This window comes from Nocardioides scoriae (genome assembly GCF_900104965.1).
GTDB classification, from domain to species: Bacteria; Actinomycetota; Actinomycetes; order Propionibacteriales; family Nocardioidaceae; genus Marmoricola; species Marmoricola scoriae.
Genome location: NZ_LT629757.1, coordinates 2,721,558 through 2,746,538, shown reverse-complemented (window position 1 = coordinate 2,746,538; position 24,981 = coordinate 2,721,558). Strand labels below are relative to the sequence as shown.

At 74.6% G+C, this 24,981-nt stretch carries 26 protein-coding genes; 8 read left to right on the top strand and 18 right to left on the bottom strand.

Annotation, left to right across the window (positions count from 1 at the left end; all coding sequences use genetic code 11):
• Positions 1–3: 3 nt before the first annotated feature.
• Complete coding sequence (locus BLU55_RS13105; protein WP_091730448.1) at positions 4–543, top strand: hypothetical protein; 540 nt, start codon at positions 4–6, stop codon at positions 541–543.
• Between the two features lie 34 nt (positions 544–577).
• Here BLU55_RS13105 and BLU55_RS13100 read toward each other — a convergent pair whose 3' ends face one another.
• Genes BLU55_RS13100 through BLU55_RS13090 form a run of 3 tightly spaced genes read right to left on the bottom strand, consistent with a single transcriptional unit; the run spans position 578 to position 2,757 of the window.
• Positions 578–1,078: a hypothetical protein gene (locus BLU55_RS13100; protein WP_091730446.1), complete on the bottom strand. Its 501-nt coding sequence runs from the start codon at positions 1,076–1,078 to the stop codon at positions 578–580.
• A 30-nt stretch (positions 1,079–1,108) separates the two neighbouring features.
• Positions 1,109–2,449 (bottom strand): putative T7SS-secreted protein, encoded by a 1,341-nt coding sequence (locus tag BLU55_RS13095; RefSeq protein WP_091730444.1) that lies wholly within the window; start codon positions 2,447–2,449, stop codon positions 1,109–1,111.
• A complete protein-coding gene (locus BLU55_RS13090) occupies positions 2,446–2,757 on the bottom strand; it encodes a type VII secretion target (protein ID WP_157682848.1) in 312 nt (103 codons plus the stop codon). The genes BLU55_RS13095 and BLU55_RS13090 overlap by 4 nt, the downstream gene beginning before the upstream one ends.
• A 137-nt stretch (positions 2,758–2,894) precedes the next feature.
• Between BLU55_RS13090 and BLU55_RS13085 the strand changes: the two genes are divergently transcribed.
• Positions 2,895–3,209 (top strand): DUF4333 domain-containing protein, encoded by a 315-nt coding sequence (locus tag BLU55_RS13085; RefSeq protein WP_091730441.1) that lies wholly within the window; start codon positions 2,895–2,897, stop codon positions 3,207–3,209.
• 150 nt (positions 3,210–3,359) lie between these two features.
• Here BLU55_RS13085 and BLU55_RS13080 read toward each other — a convergent pair whose 3' ends face one another.
• The 7 genes from BLU55_RS13080 to BLU55_RS13050 form a co-directional block, all read right to left on the bottom strand.
• Positions 3,360–4,304 (bottom strand): DUF5926 family protein, encoded by a 945-nt coding sequence (locus tag BLU55_RS13080; RefSeq protein WP_091730438.1) that lies wholly within the window; start codon positions 4,302–4,304, stop codon positions 3,360–3,362.
• 27 nt (positions 4,305–4,331) lie between these two features.
• The gene (locus tag BLU55_RS13075; protein ID WP_091730435.1) at positions 4,332–4,751 is read right to left on the bottom strand and encodes an ATP-binding protein; all 420 of its coding nucleotides are present in this window, start codon (positions 4,749–4,751) and stop codon (positions 4,332–4,334) included.
• Between the two features lie 101 nt (positions 4,752–4,852).
• Positions 4,853–5,653, bottom strand: a complete 801-nt coding sequence (locus BLU55_RS13070) for a glycerophosphodiester phosphodiesterase family protein (RefSeq protein ID WP_091730433.1) — start codon at positions 5,651–5,653, stop codon at positions 4,853–4,855.
• 106 nt (positions 5,654–5,759) lie between these two features.
• Positions 5,760–6,326 (bottom strand): mycothiol transferase, encoded by a 567-nt coding sequence (locus BLU55_RS13065; RefSeq protein WP_091730430.1) that lies wholly within the window; start codon positions 6,324–6,326, stop codon positions 5,760–5,762.
• Between the two features lie 99 nt (positions 6,327–6,425).
• Positions 6,426–7,568 (bottom strand): winged helix DNA-binding domain-containing protein, encoded by a 1,143-nt coding sequence (locus BLU55_RS13060; RefSeq protein ID WP_091730428.1) that lies wholly within the window; start codon positions 7,566–7,568, stop codon positions 6,426–6,428.
• 32 nt (positions 7,569–7,600) lie between these two features.
• Complete coding sequence (locus BLU55_RS13055; RefSeq protein WP_091730425.1) at positions 7,601–8,800, bottom strand: ATP-binding protein; 1,200 nt, start codon at positions 8,798–8,800, stop codon at positions 7,601–7,603.
• 63 nt (positions 8,801–8,863) lie between these two features.
• A complete protein-coding gene (locus tag BLU55_RS13050) occupies positions 8,864–9,097 on the bottom strand; it encodes a hypothetical protein (protein ID WP_091730423.1) in 234 nt (77 codons plus the stop codon).
• An 83-nt stretch (positions 9,098–9,180) separates the two neighbouring features.
• On the opposite strand from BLU55_RS13050, the gene BLU55_RS13045 reads away from it, so the two are divergent.
• Both BLU55_RS13045 and BLU55_RS13040 read left to right on the top strand, forming a co-directional pair.
• On the top strand, positions 9,181–10,065 hold the full coding sequence (locus BLU55_RS13045; RefSeq protein ID WP_091730420.1) for an Fpg/Nei family DNA glycosylase: 885 nt from the start codon (positions 9,181–9,183) through the stop codon (positions 10,063–10,065).
• A gap of 10 nt (positions 10,066–10,075) precedes the next feature.
• Positions 10,076–10,414 carry a rhodanese-like domain-containing protein gene (locus tag BLU55_RS13040; RefSeq protein WP_091730417.1) on the top strand — a complete coding sequence of 113 codons (339 nt, stop codon included), beginning with the start codon at positions 10,076–10,078 and terminating at the stop codon, positions 10,412–10,414.
• Here the strand turns inward: BLU55_RS13040 and aat are convergent.
• Positions 10,411–11,097 (bottom strand): leucyl/phenylalanyl-tRNA--protein transferase, encoded by a 687-nt coding sequence (gene aat / locus BLU55_RS13035; protein ID WP_091730415.1) that lies wholly within the window; start codon positions 11,095–11,097, stop codon positions 10,411–10,413. The genes BLU55_RS13040 and aat overlap by 4 nt on opposite strands.
• A 57-nt stretch (positions 11,098–11,154) precedes the next feature.
• Here aat and BLU55_RS13030 point away from each other — a divergent pair, with 57 nt between their 5' ends.
• Positions 11,155–11,844: an EcsC family protein gene (locus BLU55_RS13030; RefSeq protein ID WP_091730412.1), complete on the top strand. Its 690-nt coding sequence runs from the start codon at positions 11,155–11,157 to the stop codon at positions 11,842–11,844.
• Between the two features lie 255 nt (positions 11,845–12,099).
• On the opposite strand, the gene BLU55_RS13025 is transcribed toward BLU55_RS13030, so the two are convergent.
• From BLU55_RS13025 to BLU55_RS13015, 3 genes are read right to left on the bottom strand one after another with little or no spacing between them, the layout of a single operon-like run.
• Positions 12,100–13,047, bottom strand: coding sequence for a hydroxymethylglutaryl-CoA lyase (locus BLU55_RS13025; protein ID WP_091730410.1), 948 nt, complete (start codon positions 13,045–13,047; stop codon positions 12,100–12,102).
• Complete coding sequence (locus tag BLU55_RS13020) at positions 13,040–14,995, bottom strand: ATP-binding protein (RefSeq protein ID WP_091730407.1); 1,956 nt, start codon at positions 14,993–14,995, stop codon at positions 13,040–13,042. Before BLU55_RS13020 ends, BLU55_RS13025 begins: the two co-directional genes overlap by 8 nt.
• 7 nt (positions 14,996–15,002) lie before the next feature.
• Positions 15,003–16,604, bottom strand: a complete 1,602-nt coding sequence (locus BLU55_RS13015) for a carboxyl transferase domain-containing protein (RefSeq protein WP_091730405.1) — start codon at positions 16,602–16,604, stop codon at positions 15,003–15,005.
• 105 nt (positions 16,605–16,709) lie between these two features.
• On the opposite strand from BLU55_RS13015, the gene BLU55_RS13010 reads away from it, so the two are divergent.
• Positions 16,710–17,288, top strand: a complete 579-nt coding sequence (locus tag BLU55_RS13010) for a TetR/AcrR family transcriptional regulator (protein ID WP_091730402.1) — start codon at positions 16,710–16,712, stop codon at positions 17,286–17,288.
• A 15-nt stretch (positions 17,289–17,303) separates the two neighbouring features.
• Here BLU55_RS13010 and BLU55_RS13005 read toward each other — a convergent pair whose 3' ends face one another.
• From BLU55_RS13005 to BLU55_RS12990, 4 genes are all read right to left on the bottom strand, one after another.
• Positions 17,304–18,983: a hypothetical protein gene (locus tag BLU55_RS13005; protein ID WP_091730399.1), complete on the bottom strand. Its 1,680-nt coding sequence runs from the start codon at positions 18,981–18,983 to the stop codon at positions 17,304–17,306.
• A 106-nt stretch (positions 18,984–19,089) separates the two neighbouring features.
• Complete coding sequence (locus tag BLU55_RS13000; protein ID WP_091730397.1) at positions 19,090–19,803, bottom strand: SWIM zinc finger family protein; 714 nt, start codon at positions 19,801–19,803, stop codon at positions 19,090–19,092.
• A complete protein-coding gene (locus tag BLU55_RS12995) occupies positions 19,796–22,537 on the bottom strand; it encodes a DEAD/DEAH box helicase (protein ID WP_091730394.1) in 2,742 nt (913 codons plus the stop codon). Before BLU55_RS12995 ends, BLU55_RS13000 begins: the two co-directional genes overlap by 8 nt.
• Before the next feature lie 225 nt (positions 22,538–22,762).
• Positions 22,763–23,170 (bottom strand): hypothetical protein, encoded by a 408-nt coding sequence (locus tag BLU55_RS12990; RefSeq protein WP_091730392.1) that lies wholly within the window; start codon positions 23,168–23,170, stop codon positions 22,763–22,765.
• Between the two features lie 61 nt (positions 23,171–23,231).
• Here BLU55_RS12990 and BLU55_RS12985 point away from each other — a divergent pair, with 61 nt between their 5' ends.
• Both BLU55_RS12985 and BLU55_RS12980 read left to right on the top strand, forming a co-directional pair.
• The gene (locus BLU55_RS12985; protein ID WP_091730390.1) at positions 23,232–24,239 is read left to right on the top strand and encodes an alpha/beta fold hydrolase; all 1,008 of its coding nucleotides are present in this window, start codon (positions 23,232–23,234) and stop codon (positions 24,237–24,239) included.
• A 60-nt stretch (positions 24,240–24,299) separates the two neighbouring features.
• On the top strand, positions 24,300–24,824 hold the full coding sequence (locus tag BLU55_RS12980) for a DUF1697 domain-containing protein (protein ID WP_091730389.1): 525 nt from the start codon (positions 24,300–24,302) through the stop codon (positions 24,822–24,824).
• Positions 24,825–24,981 lie beyond the last annotated feature (157 nt).

Sequence of the window (24,981 nt, the reverse complement as noted above, 5' to 3'; positions counted from 1 at the left end):
GCCATGAGCACCAAGCAGGAGCTGATCGCAGCCGTCCGCGCCCGCACCGAGGGCACGCCGTACAAGCTCGAGGAGACCGCCGACGGGTTCGACGTCGGCATCGACCTCGCCGACGCGACGTACTACACGCTGATGTACCAGAAGAAGCTCGAGAAGACCTTCACCTACCGGGTCAAGCTCGACGAGGCCTCGCAGACGATGTCGATCACCGACGACAGCTACGAGCTCACCTGGAAGCGCGGCGCCGACGTCAGCGGCGGCACCCCCGTCCCGACCATGGGCGCCCGGCTGTCGCGCTCCATGGGACGCCTGGAGTCCAAGAGCTTCGAGAAGACGTACGCCGTGAACCAGGACGGCGACTTCGGCAAGGTCGTCGACTACAGCTTCGACTCCAGCGAGGGCCGCAAGCTGATCCGCGAGCCCGCCCAGCAGCAGGGCTGGAAGGAGCAGGCCGGCACGCAGCAGAAGATCGGCATCGCCTTCGCGGTCGGCGCCCTCGTGCTGGTGCTCGTGGTCGTCGTGCTGCTGCTCGTCCTGCTCTGACCCGCGACGCGTCGTCCGAGCCGCCCGGGCGGGCTCAGCCCGCCTGGGGGCCCGGGCGCAGCGTGCGCAGGAACTGCTGGAACTCCGGCAGGTAGACGTCGTGCTGGCCCCGGGTGGTGCTGAGCACGACCTTGGCGACCGCGCGACGTGACGGGTCGTCCACGTCGGTGAGCTCGATCAGCGCCTGCAGCTGCCGGATGTCGCGCGGACCGTCCTCGGTGGAGATCTGGCAGTCCAGCTGCTGCAGCAGGCCCGGCGTGGTCTGGCTGCCGTACGTCGCCCGCTTCACCAGCCGCACGTCCTCGGCCTGGGACGCGAGCACCTCGACGGCCGCGTCGGCGACCTGCTCGAGGCTGGCCCCGTCGTCGAGGACGTCCCCGCTGAGGGTGATGGTCGGGGCGTAGCCGCTGCCGACGTGCTCGCGGCGCACGGCCAGGAAGGCCGCGTTGGTGACGCCGAGCGACTCCGGCTGCACCGCCTGCCAGGCGTCGTCGGGCAGCCGGAAGGAGATCGGGATCGGGAAGGTGGTGGGCATGGTGGCTCCTGGGTGGTGGGTCGTGGGGTGCTAGAGGCCGAGCCAGCCGCCGACGGTCTCGGCGCCGTCGGCGAGGGCGCCACCGGCGTCCTCGGCGAAGTCCCCGACCCCGTCCGCGATGTCGCCCACGGTGTCGACGACCTCCTCGGGATCGATGGTGATCTCACCACCGATCTGGCCGCCGATGCCGAGACCGACGCCGAAGTGGCCGCCGATCGTGAAGGAACCGTCGTCGTTCATCCCGGCGTTGACGTCGGCGCTCGCGCCCACGCCCGCCCAGGCCTCGCCGGTGACGGCGCCGCCGACGCCGCCGACGTCGCCGCCGATCGAGCCCTCGGCCTGCGCCCCCGCGAAGACCTCGCCGCTGGCGTGCACGCCGTCGGTGCCCACGCCGATGGTGCCCTCGGCGGTGGCGCCGGCCATGGCGCTGCCCTCGGCCTCGACGCCGAGGTAGCCGTACTCGGCGCTGGCCGAGCCGCTGGCCGAGACCCCGACCGTCGCGCTCGCGGTGGCCTCGACGCTGGTGTCGGTGACGTTGATGCCGGCGTCGGCCTCGGCCCCGAGGAAGACCTCGCCCTCCGCGGCGTAGTCGATGCCGTGGTAGTTGCCCTCGGTCGAGCCCGACACCTGGGCGAGGTACGCCGACCCGGAGATCGAGCCGAGGGAGAGCGAGGCGGAGTAGCCGTCCTCCCCGGGCTTCTTCCACGGCTTGTCGTCGCCGCCGAAGGCGTTGGGGTCGGAGTGGCTGAACGACGGCCCGTCGACCTCGCCGTCGACCCCCGGGCCCTCGACGTCGCCGGTGCTCTCGTTCCACGACAGCCCGCCGAGCTCGGCGAGCGTGCCGGCGTTCTGCAGGCCGGCCTCGTCGAGGGCGGTGGCGGCGTCGTCGAGGATCTGCTGGGCCTCCTCGCGCAGGGCGTCGCCCGGGTCGGAGAAGGGGCCGGGCGGCAGCGAGAAGCCGCCGTTCTCGATCGTGGTGTTGTGCTTCTCGACGCGGTCGTTGTAGGCGGTGGTGGCGGTCTGCGTCGCCTGCTCGCCCTCCTCCCACTTGTCGATGGCGTCCTGGGCCTTGTCCTGGGCGGTGCGCAGCGCGCCGGCCTGGTCGCGCAGCGCGGCCTCCGACGTGGTCATGACGTCGGCGATGGCCTGCCAGACCTGGGGCTCGGCGCCGAAGAACATCCAGAAGCCGTCGCTGGCCGCCCCGGTCCACGAGGGGGTCTTGACGGCCTTGAGGTCGAGGCCGACGTCGCGGATCTTCGTGGCCTCGGTCTTGAGCTTGTCGGCGGCGCTGTCCAGGCTCGACGCGTCTCCGACGACGAGGGCCTTGGGGTCGCTGGTGGAGCCGAGCGCGGCCCCCTTCGGGATGCTCACGGCGTCACCCCCGGGATCCCGAAGCCGCCGAGGTAGGCGCCGGCCGTGGTGTCGGTCGTGTCGTACGTCGTGGCGCTGGAGTCGAGGTCCGCCGCCGCCTGCGTCGTGCCCTCGGCGGTGCTCGTCACCGTCTCGGTGAGCTTGGCGCACAGGTCGACGTACATCTGGGCCACCTGGTCGTGCCCGAAGCTGGTCGCGCTGGCCCCGTCGGACGGCATCGTCCAGCCCGCGACGGAGGCGACCGCCGCCCTGATGTCGCTCGCGGCGGCGCGCAGCTCGCCCGTGTCGACGTCGAACTCACCTGACATGTGCTCGTGCCCCCCGGCTCGATGGTCGATTCGCCCGGGATCAGCCCGAAAGGCGACCCGAGTCACGCTACGTTGTCCCCGGCCGCCGCACGCGCCAAACCTCACACCTCGGCGGTCACCCGACATCGGAGGAAACCATGCGTCGCACGTTCTCGGTCCTGGCTGCGTCCCTCGTCCTGCTGTCCGCCGCTGGGTGCTCCGCGGGCACCAAGCCCGAGGCGGTCAGCGGGAGCGAGCTGGAGAAGCAGGTCTCGGCCGCGCTGGAGAAGCAGGTCGGTCAGGCGCCCGACGACATGTCGTGCCCCGACGAGCTCAAGGCCGAGAAGGGTGCCACCACCGAGTGCACCCTGACGGCGGGCTCGGACAAGCTCGGCGTCACCGTCACCACGACGTCGGTCACCGACGCCGGCAAGGTGAACTTCAACGTCAAGGTCGACGACCAGGTCCAGTGACCTCGGGGCCGGGAGACCGGCCACCCCCGACCTGGGCCGGGCACGAAAGTGCCCGGCCGGTGTTGACGGGGGGGACAACATCGGCCGGGCACCTCGAATGTACGGCATCCGCCGGGCCACCGACAACTGCGGTCGGCCCAGTGCGGCGGGTCAGCGGATGGTGAGCTGGCGGCTCGCCAGGCCGGAGCGCGCGGAGCGCTCCTCCGACGTCAGCGGGCTGGGGTCGGCGAGCAGCTCCTCCAGCCGCGCGGCGACGGCCCCGAGGCGCTCGTCGACCGCGTCGGGGCCGGTGCCGCGAGGCAGGTCCCACACCGGCACGACCAGGCCGTGCGCCCGGAACATCCCGATCAGCCGGTCGCCCTCGACCAGCGACTCGTCGCCCAGGACGTGCATGCGCGCGAGCGCGTCGAGCACGGCGTCCTCGGGGTGCGGCAGCACCCAGCGGAGGTACTCGCGCTCGCCCATCCGCGTCCAGTACGCCGCCGCGGCCGACGTCATCCGCTGCGTCGGCGCGGCCGCCTCGTTGGCCTGGGCCAGGGCACCGGCCATGGTGCCGTCGGGGTCCTCGACGTCGGCGACCCAGTAGTCGAAGCCGTCGTGGACGGTGATCTCGAGCGGCTCGTCGACCACGAGGTCCTCCAGGCGCGGGCCCTCGCCGGGCGGGGAGGTGAGGCTGACCAGGCTGCCGGGCTCGGCCTCCAGGGCCTCGAGCAGCACGGCCCCGAGGTCGCGGCTCGGGTCGCCGTAGCCGTGCTGGACCTGCAGGCCCAGCCAGACGCTGCCGTCGTCGCGGACCATGGCCGGCGCGGCGCCGGGCAGCAGCGAGCACACCTGCACCGAGCGCTCGTGGGGCTCCCGGAGCCGCAGCGGTGCGGTGGCGGCGGGGACGAACTCGCGCAGGGCCACGAGGTCGGACTCGGCGGCCAGGCCGTCGAAGGGGCGGGCGACGTACGGCGAGGAGCTGTCACCGCTGCCGTGGCAGGCCTTGTAGCGGCGGCCCGAGCCGCAGGGGCACGGCTGACGCGGCCCGACCGCGTCGGGCGCGGTCTCGACGGTGGCGGTGGAGCGGTGCTTGATGCGTGACTTCTTGCCCATGGGGCGACAGCCTAGGCGCCGCCGGGATCAGGTCAGGCTGAGGACGGCGTGCACGGTGGTGCGCGAGCGGGTGGACTCGACCCACCAGCTGCTGGCCAGGGTCTCGACGATCGACAGGCCACGGCCCGACAGGTCGGACACCGAGGAGTCGACCCGGCGCGGGGCGGTCACGGAGCCGCCGTCGGTGACGGCGATGGCGAGCGCGCTCTCGTGGCGGTCGAAGGCGACCTGGAGGGTGTCGTCGGCCAGTGGGCGGGCGTGGCGCACGGCGTTGCCGACGAGCTCGCTCACGAGCAGGCGGGCGTCGTCGAGCTGGTCGAGGCCGGCGCCGAGGGCGTCGAGCCAGTCGCGCAGCCGGTGGCGGGCGACGGCCGCGCTCTCGGGGGCGAAGGGGAGCGCGAGCGCGACGGGGTCCACGGGGGCAGGGCCTGCGTGGGAGGAGGTCATTGTCATCGTCGTCCTCGGGTCGGGGGTCACCGCGCGGCACGGTGCTCGGGAGGGTGCCCCGCACGGACCAGGACGAAACGCACCGGCGTCGGCAGCCACGGTCACGCCCCCGATCCCGCCAGGTGCCGTCCGACGGCACCCGGGGTGTCGGTGATGACGGCCTCGATCCCCAGGTCGCGGCACAGCTCCACGTCGTCCGGCTCGTTGACCACCCAGCAGTGGACGCGGCGCCCGTGCAGCTCGATCATCCGGCGCACCAGGTCGGGGTGCTCGCGCACCAGCTCGATGCCCGGACCGGCGACGGCGTCGGGCTCGAGGAACGGCTTGGCGCGGTACCACTGCTGCCGGTTCTCGACCAGCATCACCAGGTCGAGATCCGGGGCCAGGCGGCGGACGCGGCGCAGGGCCAACCAGGAGAACGACATCACCCGCACCGGTGCGTCGGCCCCGGTCCACCCGAACTCCTCCAGCAGCTCGACCAGCCGCTTCTCCACCAGCCCGGCGTAGCGCGTCGGGTGCTTGGTCTCGATCGCCAGCTCGACCGGCCGGTGGTAGTCGGCGACCGTCTCGAGCAGCCGACGCAGCGTGAGCACCTTGCCCAGCTCGGGGTCGGTGTCGGGCCGCTCGTCGTCCATCTCCGCCCAGGGCGTCTTCCACGACGACACGTCCAGGCTCTCCAGGTCGGCCAGCTCCATGGCCGACACCACGTCGGCGCGGCTCGCGGTGCGCCGCATGCTCCGGTCGTGGACGCACACGAGGTGGCCGTCGGCGGTCAGCCGGACGTCGCACTCCAGGGCCTCCGCGCCGTCGTCCAGGGCGGCGACGTAGGCCCCCAGGGTGTGCTCGGCCTTGACGGCGCTGGCTCCGCGGTGCGCGACCACCTGGGGCCGTGGCTTGACCATGGCTCCATCTTGCACCCGCACCGCCGCCCTGGGCAGCACCTCGCGGGTCGCCGTGGGTCGACCTCGACTCGTCCGGGGGCCGTCGCACCTCAGGGACCGGGGCGGATCAGGACCCGGGCTTCCAGGGGGTCACGAAGGGGTTGCCGGGGAGGTCGCGCTCGCCGTGGTGGAGCTCGATGGCGGTGGCGCCGTCGAGCTGCTCGCGGATGATGTCGGCGTGGCCGGCGTGGCGGGCCAGCTCCTCGACGTGGTGGACGAGGTAGAAGCGCTCGTGGATGGGGGTGGGCTCGAGGATGCCGTCCCAGGGGGCTGGCGGCTCGATGCTCTCGGCGCCGGGGTCGACGGCACGGACCTCGGCGAGGTAGGCGGCGACGGCGGCGTCGTACGCCGCGAGGGTGCCCTCGAGGGTCTCGTCGTCGCGCAGCGCGAAGCTGTCGGTGAACAGCGCCTGGGTCTCGGGGGTGATCTCCTCGCCGGACTCGCGGCGGGCCCGGGCGGTGATGACGTAGATCGCGTGCTTGAGCAGCCCGCCGACCGACAGCGCGCTGCGGGTCGGGGTGGCACGGGCCTGCTCCTCGGTGAGGCCGAAGGCAGCCGTGCGCAACGACTCCAGCTGGGCCTCGAGGTAACCCGCGAGGGTCTCGCTCTCGGTGTGACGACCTGGTGCGAACACGGCTGGCTCCCTTGCTCGGTGCGGCCCGTCGACGGGCCGGCTCGACGACGTGGCACCAGGATGCGACCGAGCACCGACAGCCCGCCAGCCTCGACGACCTCAGGCCGGCTGCTCGCGGGCCACGTCGAGGCCCGTCACCTCCACGTCGTACGCCGCGGCGACGGCGGCCAGGCAGGTCTCGAGCTCGGAGCGGCGCGGTCGCCGCGTCCCGGCGAACCACGCGACCTCGCAGCGGCGGCGCCGGCCCGAGCCCTCCAGCCGCCAGTGGCCGGTGAGCCGCCCGTCGACCAGCACGGGCGCGAGCAGCAGGCCGTTGTCCTGCACCCACAGCCGTCGGTAGTGGGCGGCGTCGACGAACCGGGTGCGGGCCTTCGGGTCGTAGGCGCAGAGCAGGGCGTCGAACTCGGGGAGCAGGTGGGTGCCGGGCAGGTCGACCGGCCCGGGGGCGTCCGCGAGGTCGACGACCACCGAGCCGTCGGGGGCGTCGTCCTCGACCAGGTCGGAGGCCAGGCGGGAGAGCGAGGCGTCGACGGTGCGCAGGCCCAGGCCCGACCACCAGGCCAGGTCGCGGCGGCTCGCGGGGCCGTGGCAGCCGAGGTGGCGCCGCAGCAGGGCGTCGACCGCCCCGTCGGGGTCGGCCAGCACGGCGGAGCGGTCGCCCAGCACGGCCGAGGCGGTGCGGTAGCCCGCCCTGCCCTGGCCGGACCAGCCACCGCCGAGGGGCCGCCGGAGCAGGCCGCCGTGGCCGAAGGCGAGGTAGCGGCCCTGGGTGTCGTCCAGCCGCGGCTCGGCTCCCGGGTCGTGCTCGGCGAGCCAGCCGCGGAGGTGGTCGTGCAGCTCGGCGGCGGTGCGCCAGTCGTCGGCCGCAGACGCCTCGATGCCGGCCCACACCTGCTCCAGCGTCGTGTCCTGCAGCCGCAGCGTGCGGGCCCACAGCGCGCGCTGCCCGAGCCGGGTGACCACCTCCATGAGGGCGTGGTCGGCGGGCGTCGAGGTGTGCACGGTGCCGCGCAGGTTGCTGCCCCGCACGACCGCGTGGTCGTCGTGCGCCGCGGCGATCGCGTGGTGCTCCACCCCGGGCAGCCGCGCGGCCAGCGACAGGAAGGGAGATCGGGCGGTCTGCGACTGCACCGGCCCGGCCAGGTCGAGCACCCGCTCGACGGCGGCGGCGTCGCGGCCCGCGACCGCCGGGAACTGGCGCGCCAGGGTCCGGGCCGCGAGCTCCTCCCAGGCCAGGGTCATCGTGTCGGGGTCATCGGGCCGGGGGCGTCGCGTCAGCGCTGGGCGCGCAGGAAGCGGCCGAAGTGGGGGACGGTGAAGGCGACGGTGCCGCGCTCGGCGGAGAACACCAGGCCCTTCTTGATGAGGCCGTCGCGGGCGGGGGAGAGCGACTGCGGCTTGCGGTCGAGCAGCCGCGCCACCTCGGCCGTGGCCACCGCGGAGTCGCCGGTGTCGCCGCCCAGGTCGGCCATCGCGACCATGTAGTCGCGCTCGGCCGGCGTCGCCCGGTCGTAGCGCGCCCCGAAGAAGCCCACGGCCAGCTCGGCCTCGGCCTCGGGGGCGGCCTGCATGACGTCGTTCCAGGTGATGGGGGTGTCGAGGGCGACGTCCCAGGTGACCTTGCCGTAGGCCTGCACGAAGTAGGGGTAGCCGTCGGTCAGCCGGTAGAGCTCCTCCAGCGCCGCCCGCTCGTAGGTCGCGTCCTCCTCGGCGGCCGGCACCCGCCAGGCCCGCTCGGCCATGTCGCGGGGGAGCCGGTCGACGCGGACGTAGCGGAACAGCCGCTCGGCGTACGACTTGGAGCTGGCGAGCGCGACCGGCAGGTGCGGCAGGCCCGCGCCGACGACGACGAGCGGGGCGCCCTGCTGGCTGATCTCGTGGACCGCGCCGCACAGGGCGGCCAGCTCGTCGGTGGCGATGTCCTGCATCTCGTCGACGAACAGCGCCACCCCGACGCCGAGGTCGCCGGCCAGCGAGGCGACGTCGGTGAACAGCTCGACCAGGTCGAGCTCGAGGTCGCCCGAGTCGGCGCGGCCGCGGACCGCGTCGACGTCGGTCGGGGGCTGCCAGCGGTGGGGGCCGGCGGCCTTGCGGTCCTTGAGCTCGGCGCGCAGGGCGAAGGCCTTGACCACGCCGTTGACGTGGTCGACCCGCTCGGGGTCGCGGTGGCGGTGGGCGACCTCGCGGACGGCGGCGTGCACGGCCTGGGCGATCGGGAGCCGCAGCGACTGCTCGGGCCGGGCCTCGATCTTGCCGGTGCCCCAGGCCCGCTTCACCGCCAGGCTGCGCAGCGCGTTGAGCAGCACCGTCTTGCCGACGCCGCGCAGGCCGGAGAGCACCAGGCTGCGGTCGGGGCGGCCGGCGGCGACCCGCTCCAGCACGACCTCGAACTGCTGGAGCTCGCGGTCGCGCCCGGCCAGCTCGGGCGGTCGCTGGCCGGCGCCGGGGGCGTAGGGGTTCCTCACGGGGTCCACCCCCGTGACGCTACCGAGGTCTCTAGCAGATCCCGTAGACGTCGGTAGCGAGTCGCAGACGCATCAGGCGCGCTGCTGGACGTCGTACGCCGGGTCGAGGCCGGCCTGGAGGGTGGCCACGAGGGCGGCGACCTGGTCGTGGGGCAGCCGGAAGGTGGCGGTGCACTCCTCGCCGCGCCACAGCGAGAGCACGACCAGGTCCTCGCGGTGGTGCCAGGTGGCCCGCAGCAGGCGTCCCTCGCCACGGTCGTCGGCGAAGCACGCCGAGCCGTGGGGGAGGTGGACTACCGAGCTCATGGCCCAGTCTGACCCGAGGCTCCTCGGTTTGACCAGGGATCGCGGGCCTCCCGTGGGCGCCGCCCAGCCCGTAGGGTCGGGGCGTGCCCGAGCTGCCCGAGGTCGAAGCCCTCGCCAGCGACCTGTCGCGTCGCCTGGCGGGCCGTGCCGTCATCCGCGTCGACATCGTCGCCATCAGCTGCCTCAAGACCTACGACCCGCCGATCTCGGCGCTGTCGGGGGGCCTGGTCGACGGGGTCCGCCGCTACGGCAAGTTCCTGGACCTCGACATCGGCGGCACCCACCTCGTGCTCCACCTGGCCAAGGCCGGCTGGGTGCGCTGGAAGGACACCGTGCCGGCCACCCCGCCGCGTCCGAGCATGAAGTCGCCCCTGGCTGCCCGGGTGGTGCTCTCCCCGGGTCCCGAGGGCGGGGAGGAGGCCGCGCTCGACATCACCGAGGCCGGCACCCGCAAGGGGCTGGCGCTCTACGTCGTGCGCGACCCGCAGCAGGTCGAGGGCGTGGCCCGGCTGGGCCCGGACCCGCTGGCCGACAACTTCACCCCCGAGGTGCTCCAGGGCATCCTGCAGGCGGCCGGGCGGGCGCAGATCAAGGGCGTGCTGCGCTACCAGAGCAACATCGCCGGCATCGGCAACGCCTACTCCGACGAGCTGCTCCACGCCGCCCGGCTGTCGCCCTTCAAGCCGGCCAACAGCCTGACCGAGGGCGAGCTCGAGACGCTGTGGACCGCGATCCGCGAGGTGCTGGGCGAGGCGGTGCGCCGCTCCGCCGGCCTCGACGCCAGCAAGCTCAAGGGCGAGAAGAAGACCAACCTGGCGGTGCACGGCCGCACCGGCGAGGCCTGCCCGGTCTGCGGGGACACCGTGCGCGAGGTCAGCTTCGCCGACTCGAGCCTGCAGTACTGCCCCACCTGCCAGACCGGGGGCAAGCCGCTGGCCGACCGGCGGATGTCGCGCCTGCTGAAGTAGGTTGGCGACCATGATCGAGGTCCCCACCATCGAGGTCGCCCAGGTGCCCGACCCGCTCCCGGCCGGCGTGACCGTCCTCGACGTGCGCGAGCCGATCGAGTGGCAGCACGGCCACATCGAGGGCGCGCTGCACGTCCCGCTGACGCAGGTCCCCGACCGGGTCGACGAGCTGCCCTCGGACCAGCAGCTGCTCGTGGTCTGCAAGGTGGGCGGCCGCTCGGCCCAGGCGACGGCGTTCCTGCGCGAGAAGGGCCTCGAGGCGATCAACCTCGCCGGCGGCATGCTCGACTGGTCCGACGCCGGCCGGCCGATGGTCGCCGAGGGCGACGCCGACCCGCTCGTCGTCTAGGCGCCGTCCCCCGGGCCGCCGAAGGCGCCGGGCAGGGGCAGCTCCAGCGCCCGTCGGAGCTGCCGCAGGTACGTCGACCGCGGGACCTCCAGCACCCCCAGCGTCCCGAGGTGCGGGGTGAGCCACTGCGTGTCGAGCAGCCGCTCCTCGGCGTGGGCGTCGCGCAGCAGGCCGACCAGGCCGACCAGGGCCACCTTGGACGCGTCGCGGACCCGGGCGAACATCGACTCCCCGGCGAACAGCCCGCCGACGGCGACGCCGTACAGCCCGCCCGCGAGCTCGCCGTCGCGCCAGGCCTCCACGCTGTGGGCCCAGCCCAGCCGGTGCAGCTCGACGTACGCCGCCGCGATCTCGTCGTCGATCCAGCCGCCGTCGCGCGACGGGTCGGCGCAGCCGGCGACGACCTCGGTGAAGCAGGAGTCGACGCGGACCTCGAAGTGGGCGGCCGACTGCCGCAGCGAGCGCGAGACCCTGAGCCGTTCGAGCGGCAGCACGCCGCGCGGGTCCGGCGACCACCAGGCCATCCGGCCGGGCAGCTCGGACAGCGCCATCGGGAAGAGCCCCTGGCGGTACGCCGCGAGCAGCGTGCCCGGCGCCAGGTCCGCGCCGACCGCGACGAGGTCGTCGGCGACCGAGTCCGCAGGCGGGAAGGCCCACGGGGTCGGTGACGGTTCGACGGGCACGCCCCCATGGTGTCGCACCGCCCCCGCAGCGTCGGGGCCGGACCGTAGGCTGGCACCATGAGTCTGAGCAGGCGCCTGGGCCGGGCGGCCCAGCAGCTCGGGCCCAGTGTCTCCGAGCTGGCCCCGCAGTACGCCGCCACGTTCGTGCAGCAGGCCCTCGACCGCGCCGTCCACGGGTTCGGCCCGCTGGACGGCGCCGCGCTGGTCGCCGAGCGCGAGCGCGACGCCCAGGGGGGTGACCTCGAGGCCACCGTCACCCGGCTGATCGAGGACCACGTCCGGCTGGCCGGGGCCCAGGGCTTCGTCACCAACCTCGGCGGGCTGGCCACCATGGCGGTCGCCGTGCCGGCCAACATCGCCGGTCTGGCGATGCTCCAGTGCCGCCTGGTCGCCGCGATCGCCCACCTGCGCGGCTACGACCTCGCCGACCCGCGCACCCGCAACGCCGTGCTCACCGCGCTGCTCGGCGAGGAGAAGCTGCACGAGCTGGTGCGCCGCCGCCAGCTGCCCGGCACGCCGATGGTGCTGGCCACCGCGCCGGTCCACGACCCGCACCTCGACACCCTGGTCGCCAACGAGGTCGCCTCGGAGCTGATGACCCGCGTGGCCGGCAAGCGCCTGGCCTCCACCGTCGGCCGCCGGGTCCCGGTCGTCGGCGGGCTCGTGGGCGCGAGCACCGACGGCTACGCGACCTGGAAGATCGGCCGCTACGTCGACCGCGAGCTGCTGCCGCGGCGCACGCCCTGAGGGTGGCGGTGGGGGTGTCCCTGGGGGTTCCTCACGGTGTTCTCCGGGTGTCCTCCCAGGGGGTTCAGGGTCTTCTCGGGGTGTGCGGGGCCTGAGAAGTCCATGAATCACCGGGTACCCGGTGGTTCCGCGACGCCGGCAGGACATCCCGGTCGTACGCCGCATCTCGGGCCATTGCTCAGGGACTCCCTGGACTTCTCGGCCGTTGCAATGCCCCCGGAGTCCATGAACCACCGGGTACCCGGTGGTTCCGGACTACCCCGCCGGGCTGAGCGCCTGCACCACCCGGGAGGGGCTGGGACGACCCAGGACGCCGGCCATCCAGGTGCTGGTCGCCACCAGGGCGTCGAGGTCGACGCCGGTCTCGACGCCCAGTCCCCGGAGCAGCCAGACGAGGTCCTCGGTGGCGAGGTTGCCGGTGGCGCTCTCGGCGTACGGGCAGCCGCCGAGGCCGCCGGCGCTGGCGTCGAAGGTGGTGATGCCGTGCTGGAGGGCGGCGTGGGCGTTGGCGAGCGCCTGGCCGTAGGTGTCGTGGAAGTGCACCGCGAGGACGTCGCTGCCGAGGCCGGCGTCGTCGAACGCCGCGAGCAGGGCGCGGACGTGGCCGGCGGTGCCGACGCCGATGGTGTCGCCGAGGGAGAGCTGGCTGGCGCCGAGGTCGAGCATCCGGCGGCCCGCCGCGACGACCTGGTCGATCGGCACCGGGCCCTCCCAGGGGTCGCCGAAGCACATGCTGAGGTAGGCCCGGACGTCGGCGCCGGCGTCGCGGGCCCGCCGCACGGTCGGCTCGAACATCGCGAACTGCTCCTCGAAGGAGCGGTTGAGGTTGCGCTGGGCGAAGGTCTCGGTGGCGCTGCCGAAGACGGCGACGTGGCGGCAGCCGCGCTCCAGCGCCCGGTCGAGGCCCCGCTCGTTGGGCACCAGCACCGGCAGCTCGCGGGCGGTGTCGCCGAGGTCCGCCGCGAGCAGGTCGAGCAGCTCGCCCGCGTCGGCCAGCTGCGGCACCCAGCGGGGGTGGACGAAGCTGGTGGCCTCGACCACCGGCAGGCCGGCGGCGAGCAGGCGGCGCACGAACTCCGCCTTGGCGGCGGTCGGCACCAGGCCGGACTCGTTCTGCAGGCCGTCGCGCGGCCCGACCTCGTAGATCGTGACGCGGGCGGGCAGGTCCGGCTCGCGCCCGGGGGCGTCCGGGGTCTCAGTCATCGTCGGCCTCCACCTCGAAGAGCACGTCGCCGAGCCCGACCTGGCCCCCGGCGGGGGCACCCACGGTCGTGACGGTGCCGGCGAAGGGCGCGGTGAGCGTGAGCTCCATCTTCATCGCCTCGAGCACGCCGAGCCGCGCGCCCGACTCGACGCGGTCGCCGGTGGCCACGTCGACGGCCAGGACCGTGCCCGGCATCGGCGCGGTCAGGGTGCCGGCGCCGGCGGCCGGGCCGTGCTGCAGCGTGACGTCGGGACGCGCGAAGACGAAGCGCTGGCCCTGGTGGACCACCTCCACGGCGTGGCGGTCGGCGTGGACGACGGCCTGGTGACGCTGGCCGTCGAGGTCGAGGCGCACCACGTGGGGCCCGTCACGAGGCGGCGCGGGACGAGCCGTGGCGACGGGGTCGGCCAGCAGCTGCCGCACCACGACGTCGTCGACGCGGCCCGTCGCGCCGCCGGGGTCGCGGTGCACCCGGACGGTGCGGTCGAGCTGGACCAGGAAGGGCGCCGCGGGGGCCGCGAGCCGGAACCCGTCGGCCCGGAAGGGCCCGGTGCGGCCGAGGTCGGCGCGCAGCATCGCGTCGGTCCAGGCTGCGAGGACGCGCGCGACGTCGGCGGTCGGCTCGACCACCTCGGCGGTGTCGAGCCACGCCGTGTCGATCGTCGCGTCGCGGAACTCCTCGCCGGCCACCAGGGCCCGCAGGAAGCCCGCGTTGGTGGTGAGCCCGAGGATCGCCGTGTCGTCCAGCGCCGCGACCAGCGCCTGCCGCGCCGCCTCGCGGGTGGGGCCGTGGGCGACCACCTTGCCGAGCATCGGGTCGTACGCCGTGCTGACGACCTGGCCGCTCTCCAGCGCGTGGTCGACCCGCACCCGGTCGGGCCAGCGCACCAGGGTCGCCCGGCCCGCCTGGGGCAGGAAGCCGTGGAACGAGTCCTCGGCGTAGACCCGCGCCTCGATCGCGTGGCCGCGCAGGTGGAGGTCCTCCTGCCGCAGCGCCAGCGGCTCGCCGGCGGCGACCCGCAGCTGGTGCTCGACCAGGTCGATCGCCCCGCCGCTCGGCCCCGTCGACACCACGCCCTCGGTCACCGGGTGCTCGACCTGGAGCCGGGTGTTCATCTCCAGGAAGTAGGCCTCGCCGGTGTCGACGTCGAGCAGGAACTCGACCGTGCCGGCGTTGCGGTAGCCCACCTCGCGGGCCAGGTCGACCGCGGCGCTGGTGATCCGCTCGCGGGTGGCCTCGTCGATGGTCGGGGCGGGCGCCTCCTCCAGCACCTTCTGGTGGCGGCGCTGGGTGGAGCAGTCGCGCTCGAAGAGGTGCACGACCGCGCCGTGGTGGTCGGCCAGCACCTGGACCTCGACGTGGCGGCCGCGCTCGACGTACTTCTCGACCAGCAGGGTGTCGTCGCCGAAGGACGAGGCGGCCTCGCGGCGCGCGGCGGCGAGGGCGTCGGCGTACTCGCTGGTGCTGCGGACCACGCGCATGCCCTTGCCGCCGCCACCGGCCGCGGCCTTGACCAGCACCGGCATCGCGAAGTCGGCGGGGTCGTCGTCCACGGCGTACGACGGGACGACGGGGACCCCCGCAGCCATCGCGACCTCGCGGGCGTGGTCCTTGCGGCCCATCTGCTCCATCACCGCGGCGGTGGGTCCCACCAGGGCGATGCCGGCGTCCTCGAGCGCCTGGGCGAAGGCCGAGCGCTCGGAGAGGAAGCCGTAGCCGGGGTGCACGGCGTCGGCGCCGGCGCCCACCGCGGCGGCGACCACCTCGTCGACGTCGAGGTAGGACCCGACCCGGACGGCCTCCCCGGCGGCGCGCACGTGGGGCGCGGTGGCGTCGAGGTCGGTGTGGATGGCGACCGACCGGATGCCGAGGCGGTCGCAGGTGCGGATCACGCGGAGCGCGATCTCGCCGCGGTTGGCGATCAGGACGGTCTGGATGCTCGTCACCTCCCCCTCACATCCTGAAGATGCCGTAGGAGGGATCCGGGGTCGGCGCGTGCGCGGCGGCCTCGAGGCCCATGCCGAGGACGCGGCGGGTGTCGACGGGGTCGATGACGCCGTCGTCCCACAGCCGCGCGGTGGAGTAGTAGGGCGAGCCCTGGTGCTCGTACTGGTCGCGGATCGGCGCCTTGAAGGCCTCCTCGTCCTGCGCCGACCACTCCTGGCCGCGGGCCTCCATGCCGTCGCGGCGGACGGTGGCCAGCACGCCGGCGGCCTGCTCGCCCCCCATCACCGAGATCCGGGCGTTGGGCCACATCCACAGGAAGCGGGGGTCGTACGCGCGGCCGCACATGCCGTAGTTGCCGGCGCCGAAGGACCCGCCGATGACCACGGTGAACTTCGGCACGACCGAGCAGGCCACCGCGGTGACCAGCTTGGCGCCGTCGCGGGCGATGCCGTTGTTCTCGTACTCCTTGCCGACCATGAAGCCGCTGATGTTCTGCAGGAACACCAGCGGGATCCCGCGCTGGTTGCACAGCTCGATGAAGTGGGCGCCCTTGCGGGCCGACTCGGCGAAGAGGATGCCGTTGTTGGCCACGATGCCGACCCGGTGGCCCCAGATCGAGGCGAACCCGCAGACCAGCGTCTCGGCGTACAGCTGCTTGAACTCGTGGAAGCGGCTGCCGTCGACGATCCGGGTGACGACCTCGCGGACGTCGTACGGCGTGCGGGTGTCGGCGGGCACCACGTCGTAGAGCTCCTCGGGGTCGCCCAGGGGCTCCTCGACCTCCGCGTCGGTCGGGCCCGCCGCGGTCCGCGGCAGGGTCGCGACGATCGAGCGCACGATGGCGAGCGCGTGGGCGTCGTCCTCGGCGAGGTGGTCGACGACGCCGGACAGCCGGGCGTGGACCTCGCCGCCGCCGAGCTCCTCGGCGGTCACGACCTCGCCGGTCGCGGCCTTCACCAGGGGCGGGCCGCCGAGGAAGATCGTGCCCTGGTCGCGCACGATCACGGTCTCGTCGGACATGGCCGGCACGTAGGCGCCGCCCGCGGTGCACGAGCCCATCACCGAGGCGATCTGCGGGATGCCCTCGCGCGAGAGGTTGGCCTGGTTGAAGAAGATCCGCCCGAAGTGCTCGCGGTCGGGGAAGACGTCGTCCTGCATCGGCAGGAACGCCCCGCCGGAGTCGACGAGGTAGACGCACGGCAGCCGGTTGGCGCGGGCCACCTCCTGGGCGCGCAGGTGCTTCTTGACCGTCACGGGGTAGTAGGTGCCGCCCTTGACCGTGGCGTCGTTGGCGACCACCACGCACAGCCGGCCCTCGACCGTGCCGAGCCCCGTGACGATACTGGCGCTGGGCACCGCGAAGTCGTCGGGGGCGTCCTGGGCGTCGGGGCCGCGATCGGGCGCGTACATGCCGTACGCCGCCAGCGGGCTCAGCTCGAGGAACGAGCTGCCCGGGTCGAGCAGGGCGTCGACCCGCTCGCGGGCGAGCAGCTTGCCGCGGTCGGTGTGCTTGCGCCGGGCCGCCTCCGAGCCGCCCTGGCGCACCCGCTCGGTGCGCTGCCGGAGCTCGTCGACGAGGGAGCGGAGGTCACCGGGGGAGGAGGTCACCCGCTGAGGTTAGCGATCGTTAACACGCGGCGCCAGCCGGGTCGCACGAGGTCACCAGCCGGTCCGCGCGTCCGTCCGTGGTGAGCGACCGATAACCTCGGACGAATGAGCGAGCGTCGGCAGCAGATCCTGGCCATCGCCGCCGAGCTCTTCGCCGAGAAGGGCTTCCACGGCGTCTCGATCGCCGAGCTGGGCGCCGCCTGCGGCTTCTCCGGCCCGGCGCTCTACCGCCACTTCCGCTCCAAGGACGCGGTGCTCGCCTCGATGCTGGTCAACATCAGCGACGAGCTGCTGACCGAGGGACGGCGCCGCGTCGCCGCCGCCGGCTCGCCCCGCGAGGCGCTGCTCGGGCTCATCGACTGGCACGTCGCCTTCGCCCTGGAGCACCAGGCCCTCATCGTCGTGCAGGACCGCGACTGGGGCGCGCTGCCGCTGGAGGCCCGCGAGAAGGTCCGCGAGACCCAGCGGGCCTACGTCGACGTCTGGGCCGACCAGCTGCTCGAGCTCGACGCGCACCTCGGGCGCCAGCAGGCCCGCGCCACCGTCCACGCCACCTTCGGCCTGCTCAACTCCACGCCCCACAGCGCCTTCCTCGAGACCGACGAGATGCGCGCGCTGCTCTCGACCATGGCCGAGCGGGCGCTGCTGCAGCCCTCGTTCGCCGCCACCTCGCCCTCGACCTGAGGCTGGTCGCAGCCGTCAGCGCACCACGAGGTAGCCGCCGTTCGTGGCCTGGCCGGACGTGAAGGCCACCCACCCGGTGCCGATCAGGTGGTCGGCCGGGGCGTACGTCGTCTCGTGGGCCCGGTCACGCAGCGTGACCTCGACGACGTAGCGTCCCGGCGGCGTTCCACCGAGGACGTCGAGGGGGACGCGCCAGGTCCCGTCCTGTGGGGTGCCTTCGTGGGGGAAGGCCCAGTAACGGCTCTGCAGGACGGTCCTGCCGTCCTCGTGGTAGACGCTCACCAGGATGTCTCCCTGGTCGAGCCCCTCGACGTCGGTGGCGCGGACGTACACGTAGGCCCGACGCGCGCCGGCGGAGGCGTCCACCACCGCGGGGCTCACGGTGACCGTGCCCAGCACGGGGGCGTTGACGTCCTCGCCCAGGCCGACCACCTCGAGGGTGCCGCCGCCTCCGGGGAGGAGGGGCGCCGTGACCGGCCAGCCCCGCGAGCGCCGGTAGTCCGCCTCGGCCTGGCTGATCCAGCACGTCGTCCGGTCCGTGTGGGCGCGGTCGCTCGTGCAGATCCTGAAGGCGTAGGTCCCGCTCGGGGCCCGGCGCGACATCTCGAAGTGGATGTCCCAGAAGCTGTCCGTGGCGGTGCCGCTGGTGCGAGGGGTGCCCCAGCAGTGGTCGGTGCCCTGTCCGTAGCCCTGGTCGGTGAGGGGTTCGGCGCACGCCAGGACGTCGTGGACCCCGGACGCGTCGTCGGTGATGCGCGTCCGGACGGCCAGGGAGGCCGGCGCCTGCCGGACGTCCACGCGGGTCCGGGTGGCCGCGAACGACCGCACGACCGGTGCGGCGAGGTCGGGGTGGTCGTCGACGACGGTCAGCTCGGGGGTGACCTCGGCGCCCCCGGCGCGCATCAACCGGTCCTGCAGGGAGGCCTGGAGGTCCCACGTCGCGCTGGGCAGGAAGCGCGGCACCTCGAGGCGGACCCGCCACCACCCGTCGCGCGGCGTCCCGCTCGTCCGCGTGCGTGAGCTGGCCAGCAGCCTGTTGGCGCCGTCGTGCGAGGTGGCCTCGAGCGTCACGACGAGGATGCCGGTGTCGTCGACCGCGTGGACCATGACGGTGACCACCTGGGCGGCAGTGCTGACGTCGACGCTCGACCGGTCGGGACGGACCTCCAGGATGCGGGGTGCCTCCTGGTCGACCGTGCAGGCCGTCTGGCGGTCCTCGGACGGCTCGTCGCAGTAGTTCGTGCCTGCTCCGCCGTCGACGTCGTCGCTGCCGGTGCCTCCCAGCAGGTCGTCGTCGCCCGTGCCACCGAACAGCGCGTCGTCGCCGGGGCTGCCCTCGATCGTGTCGTCGTCGTCGCCCCCGACCAGCCGGTCGTCCCCTGACGACCCGGTGACCACGTCGCGACCGGAGCCGGCGTACACCCGGTCGTTGCCCGTGCCGGCGTCCACCCGGTCGGCGCCCGAGCCACCGTCGATGACGTCGTTGCCGCCCCCGCCGGTGATGACGTCGTTGCCGCCGCGGCCGCAGATCACGTCGTTGCGCGAGGTGCCCACCAGGCGGTCGGCACGGGCCGTTCCGACCTTCGTGCAGCGCTGTCCCGAGGACGAGTACGTCGCGGCCTCGGCCGGCGCGGTGACGCTCAGCAGGGCTGCGGCCATCGTGGTGGCGGCGAACGCGGCCAGCGAACGGGACATGGTGCCTCCGAGGTCAGCGCCACCGGACCCCCCAGCAGGCACGCTCAGGGTAGGGACGCAGCCTGCCCACCGCTGGGGTTTCGCCCGACCGGCACCGGCCGGGACCTCAGAGCAGCCGGGCCACGGCCTCGTCGTACGCCGCCACGGCCGCGTCGGCCAGCCCGTGACCGGTCGGGGAGTCCTGGGCCAGCGCCAGCACCTGGGCGGCGCGGCGGCGGGCCTCGTCGCGCTCGGCGGCGCCGGGCGAGAGCGTGCCGGCGGCCAGCTCGTGGACCTCGGCGAGCAGGTGCTCGCGGGTGCGGCCTCGCAGGAGCAGCAGCACGTAGGGGTCGCGGTCGACGTGCCAGGCGAGCAGGTAGAGCAGGGCGAGCGCGTGGACGCAGGGCTGCGCCCAGCCGTCGCACTCGCAGGCGCTGTCGAGGTCGGAGGCGCCGGGGAGCAGCTCGACGCCCGCCTCGTCGGCGTGCTCGACCAGGTCGACGGGCAGCGAGCCCACCTCGAGCGCGGCGGTGAAGCCGCTCTCGCGGGCCGCCTCGCGGGCGAAGGTCGTCCAGCCGGCGGCGTCGAGGCGCTCGACCTTGAGCTGGGTCATGAGCGGCTGCTCGCTGGCGGGGTCGAGGACGGCCGAGGCCATCGCCTCGAGCACCACGATGGCACCGAAGCGGCCCGACCGGGCCAGCGACCGGGCGGTCACGAGGTCGGCGGCGTCGAGGGCGAGCTCCTCGAAGGAGCGCACGAACGCCCGGCCCCACCAGGTGTCGCTGCGCGCCACCGCACCCCGCCGGCGCGGGCTGCGGGGCAGGACCAGCGGGTCAGGCATCGGGATAGAGGCCCGTGCGGCGCAGGGAGACGAGGTCGTGCAGCTCGGCGTCGGACAGCTCGGTGAGGGCGGCCTCGCCCCGTCCGAGCACGGCGTCTGCCAGCGAGCGCTTGCGGGCGAGCAGCTCGCCGACGCGCTCCTCGATGGTGCCCTCGGTGATGAGCCGGTGCACCTGCACCGGGCGCGTCTGGCCGATCCGGTGGGCCCGGTCGGTGGCCTGGTCCTCGACCGCGGGGTTCCACCAGCGGTCGACGTGGACCACGTGGTCGGCGCGGGTCAGGTTGAGGCCCGTGCCACCGGCCTTGAGCGAGAGCAGGAACACCGGGGCGGCCCCGGCCTGGAAGTCGCGGACGAGCTGCTCGCGGGTGGCGACGGGCGTGCCGCCGTGGAGGAAGAGCGTGGGCGTGCCGGCGGCGGCCAGGTGGCGCTCGAGGAGGCGGGCCATCTCGACGTACTGCGTGAAGAGCAGCACCGCCCCGCCCTCGGCCAGGATGGTCGCGAGCAGCTCGTCGAGCAGCTCGAGCTTGTGGGAGCGCCCGCGCAGCCGTCCGCCGGGCTGGCGCAGGTAGTGGGCCGGGTGGTTGCAGATCTGCTTCAGCCCGGTGAGCAGGGCCAGCACCAGCCCGCGCCGGGTGTCCTCGTCGGCGTCCTCGATGCGGCGCATCGACTCGCGCACGAGCGTCTCGTAGAGCACCACCTGCTCGCGGGTCAGGCCCACGACGTGGTCGGTCTCGGTCTTGGCGGGCAGCTCCGGCGCGATGCCGGGGTCGGTCTTGCGCCGGCGCAGCAGGAAGGGCTCGACGAGCTGGGCGAAGCGGCGCGCGACCGAGGGGTCGACCCCGCTCTCGATGGGGGCGGCCCACACCTTGCGGAAGGCGTTGCGCGACCCCAGCAGCCCGGGCGTGGCCCAGTCGAGGATCGCCCACAGCTCGGTGAGGTCGTTCTCGACCGGGGTGCCGGTGAGGGCGACCCGGCACCGGGAGGTGAGGGTGCGCAGGTTGCGGGCGGTGGTGGAGCGGGCGTTCTTGACGTGCTGCGCCTCGTCGGCCACCACCAGGTCCCACCCGACCGCGGCCAGGTCGCCGCCGTGCTCGGTGGAGGTGTCGGCGCGCATGGTGCCGTAGGTGGTGAGCACGAACCCGTCGCCGACGCCGACCAGGGAGCGCGAGGCGCCGTGGAAGCGGCGTACGTCGACCCCGGGGGCGAAGCGCCGGATCTCGGCCTTCCAGTTGCCCAGCAGGCTGGCGGGGCACACCACCAGGGTCGGGCCCGCCAGCAGCCCGCGGTCGCGCCGGTGCAGGTGGAGCGCGATCAGGGTGACCGTCTTGCCCAGGCCCATGTCGTCGGCCAGGCAGGCCCCGAGCCCGGCCCCGGTCAGCTCGGCCAGCCAGGTGACCCCCTGGCGCTGGTAGTCGCGCAGCGTCGCCCGCAGCCCCGGCGGGTCGGGCAGCGGCGCCGCGGTCGCGGCCCCCACCACGCGGTCGCGGACCTTCTCCAGCGTGGCGCCGGGGTGCACCTCCATGGCGCCGCCGTCGAGGTAGAGCCGGCCGGTGAGCGCGGCCTGGAGGGCGGCGGCGGGCGCGATCGGGCGGTCGGCCTGGTCGAGCCCGGCCTTGACGCGCTTGCGGGCGCGGCGGGCCACCACGGGGTCGATGACGACCCAGTTGTCGCGCAGCCGGATCACCGGCGTGGTGGCCTCGGCGAGCGCGAGCATCTCCTCGTCGCTCAGCTGCTGGCCCGCCAGCGCCAGGCGCCAGTCGAAGCGGAACAGCGAGTCGGGTCCGAAGAGGCCGTCCATGAGGGGACCCTCGCGGGGCCCGCTGTCGACCTCGACGCGCCCCTGCGGGACCAGCTCGCTGCGCAGCCCGCGCGGCCAGAAGACGTCGACCCCGACCGCGTCGAGGGCCTCCAGCCCCCCGTCGAGCAGGGCGGTGAGCTCCTCGCCGTCGAGCAGCAGCTGGTCGGGCACCTGCTCGCGCAGCAGCCGGCCCAGCGGCTCCCAGGCCTGGGCCGCCTCGCCGAGCGCGACGGTGGCCGAGAGCCGGGCGCGCGCGGAGAAGCCGTGCTCCTCGGGGCCTTCGCGCCACAGCCGGGCGACGTCGACGAAGACGGTCTCGTCGTCGAGGTCGTGGGCCTGCGGCACCAGCACCACCCCGCCGCCGGCCAGGACCTCCTCGGGGGCCTCGAGGCGCAGCGTGACGCGGACCCGGTCGGGCAGGCCGTCGGGCTCGGGGTCCTCCGCCTCCGCCTGGGCCGCGGCCAGGCGCTCGGCCCACCGGACCCGGGTCCGAGCCGGTGCCCCGTCGGGGCCGGCGGTGGCGACCGAGGTCGCGCCCGGGGCCCGGACCATGGTGTCGGCCACGGCGTCGAGCAGCTGCCGGATCACCTCCTCGGCGTCGTCCACCGTGGTGCCGGCGTGGGCGCGGGAGGTGGCCAGCGCCCGGACCCGGTCGTCGTCGTCGGGCTGGAGCGGACCGATGCGCCACGCGTCGCCGGCCTCGGTGCGGCGCACCCGTCCCGCCGCGACCAGCTTCATCGCCAGCAGCGTGGCGCCGCTCAGCAGCCCGACCGAGGGGTGGGCGTCCTCGACCCGCACGGCCCGCGTCAGCACCGGGATCGCCCCCTTGAGCGGCAGCCGCACGCTGCGCCGGGGACCGGAGAACTCGACCTCGCTGTGCCGCGCCGGCTGCTGGGGCAGCCAGGTCGCCTGGCCCTGCAGCGGTACGAAGCTCACCGGAGGAACCTAGCCCGCCCCGCCGACAGGCCCGGGTCGTGAGGGTGAGGGGGCGCCCCGGCGCCCGGTGACCCCCACGACGCGGGCGGGTCGGCGTGGGAGGGTGCCCGGGTGCCGACCTACGTCGCCCTGCTCCACCAGTCCCCGCCGCCCGACCTGGCCGCCGCGACCAACCGCAACGCCGAGGTCGTCGGCGAGCTCGCCGCCCGCTGGAGCTGACGACCCCTACGCGCCGAGCACGTCGCGCAGCTCTTGCTCCACCTCGTCGACGACGCGACGCACCTCGTCGGGGCTGTCGACCGGCTCCGGCGGCTCACCGACGTACGCCGCCCCGAGCCGGCCGCGCGCGGCCAACCGGGCCACGAGCTCCGCCCTGGCCGCCGCCCGGTCGACCCCGTCGGGGATCCGGCAGGCGTGGACGTCGAGGGCCTCGGTGGCCGCACCGGGGTGGCGTGCCGCGACCCTCCCGACCGCCGGGTCGTCGTGGTGCAGGTGCAGCCAGGTCCGGACCTGGGGTGCCAGCCCGGTGCCGCCGACGTGGACGACCTCGCCACCCGCCCGCACCCAGACGTAGAGCCACGACCCGGCGTCCTCGACCTGTCCGTCGCGGACCCGCAGGTGGATCGTGTCCATGGTGGCCTCCCGGGTGGGTCGGGGTGGGGTGGGCGTCCATCATCGGGCCTAGCGTGGGCCCGTGCCGCACCCCCCGATCGAGCCGTACGTCGCCGGCCTGCTCACCGTTGACGACGGGGCCGAGCTCTACTGGGAGTGCTCCGGCAACCCCGAGGGCCGCCCCCTGGTGTGGCTGCACGGCGGGCCCGGGAGCGGGCTGGGCGGCGGAGGCTACCGCCGGCGTCCGGACCCGGCGGTGTGGCGCATCATCGGGCTCGACCAACGCGCGTGCGGACGGAGCCGACCGCTGGTGACCGAGCCCGGGTTCGACCTCGACGGCCTCACCACGCAGCGGATGGTGGCCGACCTGGAGGCCGTGCGCGAGCACCTCGGGGTGGCGTCCTGGCTGGTCTCGGGCGGGTCTTGGGGCACCACGCTGGCCCTGGCGTACGCCGAGGCGCACCCCGATCGCGTGACCGGGCTGGCCCTGGTCGCGGTCACCACCGGGTCGCGCCGCGAGCTCGACTGGATCAGCCGGGGGATGGGGCGGGTATTCCCCGAGGCCTGGTCCGCGCTCGACGCGGCCTCCGGCCGGGCGCCGGGGCAGCCGCTGCTGGAGGCCTACCTGTACAGGCTCACCCACCCGGACGCCGAGGTGCGGCTGACCGCCGCCCGGGCGTGGTGCGCCTGGGAGGACACCCACGTGCGGGTCGGCGTCGTGGCCGCGGGGGAGCAGGCGTCACCGGGGCTGGTAGACCTCGCCGACGAGGAGCAGCTCGGCTTCGCGCTCCACGTGGTCCACTCCTGGGCCCACGACTGCTGGCTCGGCGAGCGCGGGGTGCTGGACGGGCTCGCCCGGATCACCCACCTGCCGGCCGTCCTGGTGCACGGGCGGCTCGACGTCAGCGGACCGGTCGAGACGCCGTGGGAGCTGCACCGACGGTGGCCGGCGAGCCGACTCGTCGTGGTCGAGGACGAGGGGCACGGGGGTCCCCGGATGTCGGCCGAGCTGGAGGCGGCCTACGCCTGGTTCGCGACACGGGCTCCCTCCGACGACGCGAGCCCTGGGAGTCGACCACGCTCGGGATGAAGTAGCTGGCGTCGAGCACACCACGACGACAGGCCCGGGCCGGCGTGGGAGGGTGCCCGGGTGCCGACCTACGTCGCCCTGCTGCGCGCGATCAACCTCGGGGCCCGCCGGAAGTTCCCCAAGGGCGACATCGTGCGCGTCGTGGAGTCCGTGGGCGGGCAGGACGTCGAGACCCACATCAACACCGGCAACGTGCGGTTGCGGCTGCCGCTGCGGTCGGCGGCGCGGGTGGAGCAGCGGCTGGAGGCGGCGTTCCTCGCCGACCGGGGCTTCGAGGTGCCGACGATCGTCCTCTCCCCGGCCGAGCTGGCGGCGGTGGCGGCCGACGCGGCGGCGTACGCACGACCGGGCCGGCACTACGTCGAGCTGCTGCGCGAGGCCCCGCCGCCCGACCTGGCCGCCGCGATCGAGGCGACCTCGGGCGGGGGCCGCGAGGTCCACGTGAGCGGCCGCGCGGTGCACCTGCTGGTCGAGGACGACGTCGCGGCCGGGGCGTTCCTGCCGCCCGGTCTCACCCGCCTGCTGGGCGTCTCGACCAACCGCAACGCCAAGGTCGTCGGCGAGCTCGCAGCCCGCTGGAGCTGACGTGCGCTCCGCGCCGCCGGCGCAGGGGCGTCCACGGTGTGGGCACTGCGTCGTGACCGGTCCGGACCCCCGTCGTTGGGTCGGTCATGGCTGGCCGACGACGCCAACGAGACCGAAGGCCGCAGACCCTCCGGCAGGCCCTGGGGCTCGGGCTGGG

Excerpts from the sequence above, each read along its gene's own strand:
- BLU55_RS13050 (WP_091730423.1), bottom strand. The coding sequence starts at position 9,097 with ATGAGCTCGGTAGTCCACCTCCCCCACGGCTCGGCGTGCTTCGCCGAC.
- BLU55_RS12990 (WP_091730392.1), bottom strand. The coding sequence starts at position 23,170 with ATGGACACGATCCACCTGCGGGTCCGCGACGGACAGGTCGAGGACGCC.
- BLU55_RS13010 (WP_091730402.1), top strand. The coding sequence starts at position 16,710 with ATGAGCGAGCGTCGGCAGCAGATCCTGGCCATCGCCGCCGAGCTCTTC.
- BLU55_RS13000 (WP_091730397.1), bottom strand. The coding sequence starts at position 19,803 with ATGCCTGACCCGCTGGTCCTGCCCCGCAGCCCGCGCCGGCGGGGTGCG.
- BLU55_RS13060 (WP_091730428.1), bottom strand. The coding sequence starts at position 7,568 with ATGACCCTGGCCTGGGAGGAGCTCGCGGCCCGGACCCTGGCGCGCCAG.
- BLU55_RS13070 (WP_091730433.1), bottom strand. The coding sequence starts at position 5,653 with ATGGTCAAGCCACGGCCCCAGGTGGTCGCGCACCGCGGAGCCAGCGCC.
- BLU55_RS13080 (WP_091730438.1), bottom strand. The coding sequence starts at position 4,304 with ATGGGCAAGAAGTCACGCATCAAGCACCGCTCCACCGCCACCGTCGAG.
- BLU55_RS13085 (WP_091730441.1), top strand. The coding sequence starts at position 2,895 with ATGCGTCGCACGTTCTCGGTCCTGGCTGCGTCCCTCGTCCTGCTGTCC.
- BLU55_RS13090 (WP_157682848.1), bottom strand. The coding sequence starts at position 2,757 with ATGTCAGGTGAGTTCGACGTCGACACGGGCGAGCTGCGCGCCGCCGCG.
- BLU55_RS13075 (WP_091730435.1), bottom strand. The coding sequence starts at position 4,751 with ATGACCTCCTCCCACGCAGGCCCTGCCCCCGTGGACCCCGTCGCGCTC.
- BLU55_RS13105 (WP_091730448.1), top strand. The coding sequence starts at position 4 with ATGAGCACCAAGCAGGAGCTGATCGCAGCCGTCCGCGCCCGCACCGAG.
- BLU55_RS13005 (WP_091730399.1), bottom strand. The coding sequence starts at position 18,983 with ATGTCCCGTTCGCTGGCCGCGTTCGCCGCCACCACGATGGCCGCAGCC.
- BLU55_RS13025 (WP_091730410.1), bottom strand. The coding sequence starts at position 13,047 with ATGACTGAGACCCCGGACGCCCCCGGGCGCGAGCCGGACCTGCCCGCC.
- BLU55_RS13030 (WP_091730412.1), top strand. The coding sequence starts at position 11,155 with ATGAGTCTGAGCAGGCGCCTGGGCCGGGCGGCCCAGCAGCTCGGGCCC.
- BLU55_RS13040 (WP_091730417.1), top strand. The coding sequence starts at position 10,076 with ATGATCGAGGTCCCCACCATCGAGGTCGCCCAGGTGCCCGACCCGCTC.
- BLU55_RS13100 (WP_091730446.1), bottom strand. The coding sequence starts at position 1,078 with ATGCCCACCACCTTCCCGATCCCGATCTCCTTCCGGCTGCCCGACGAC.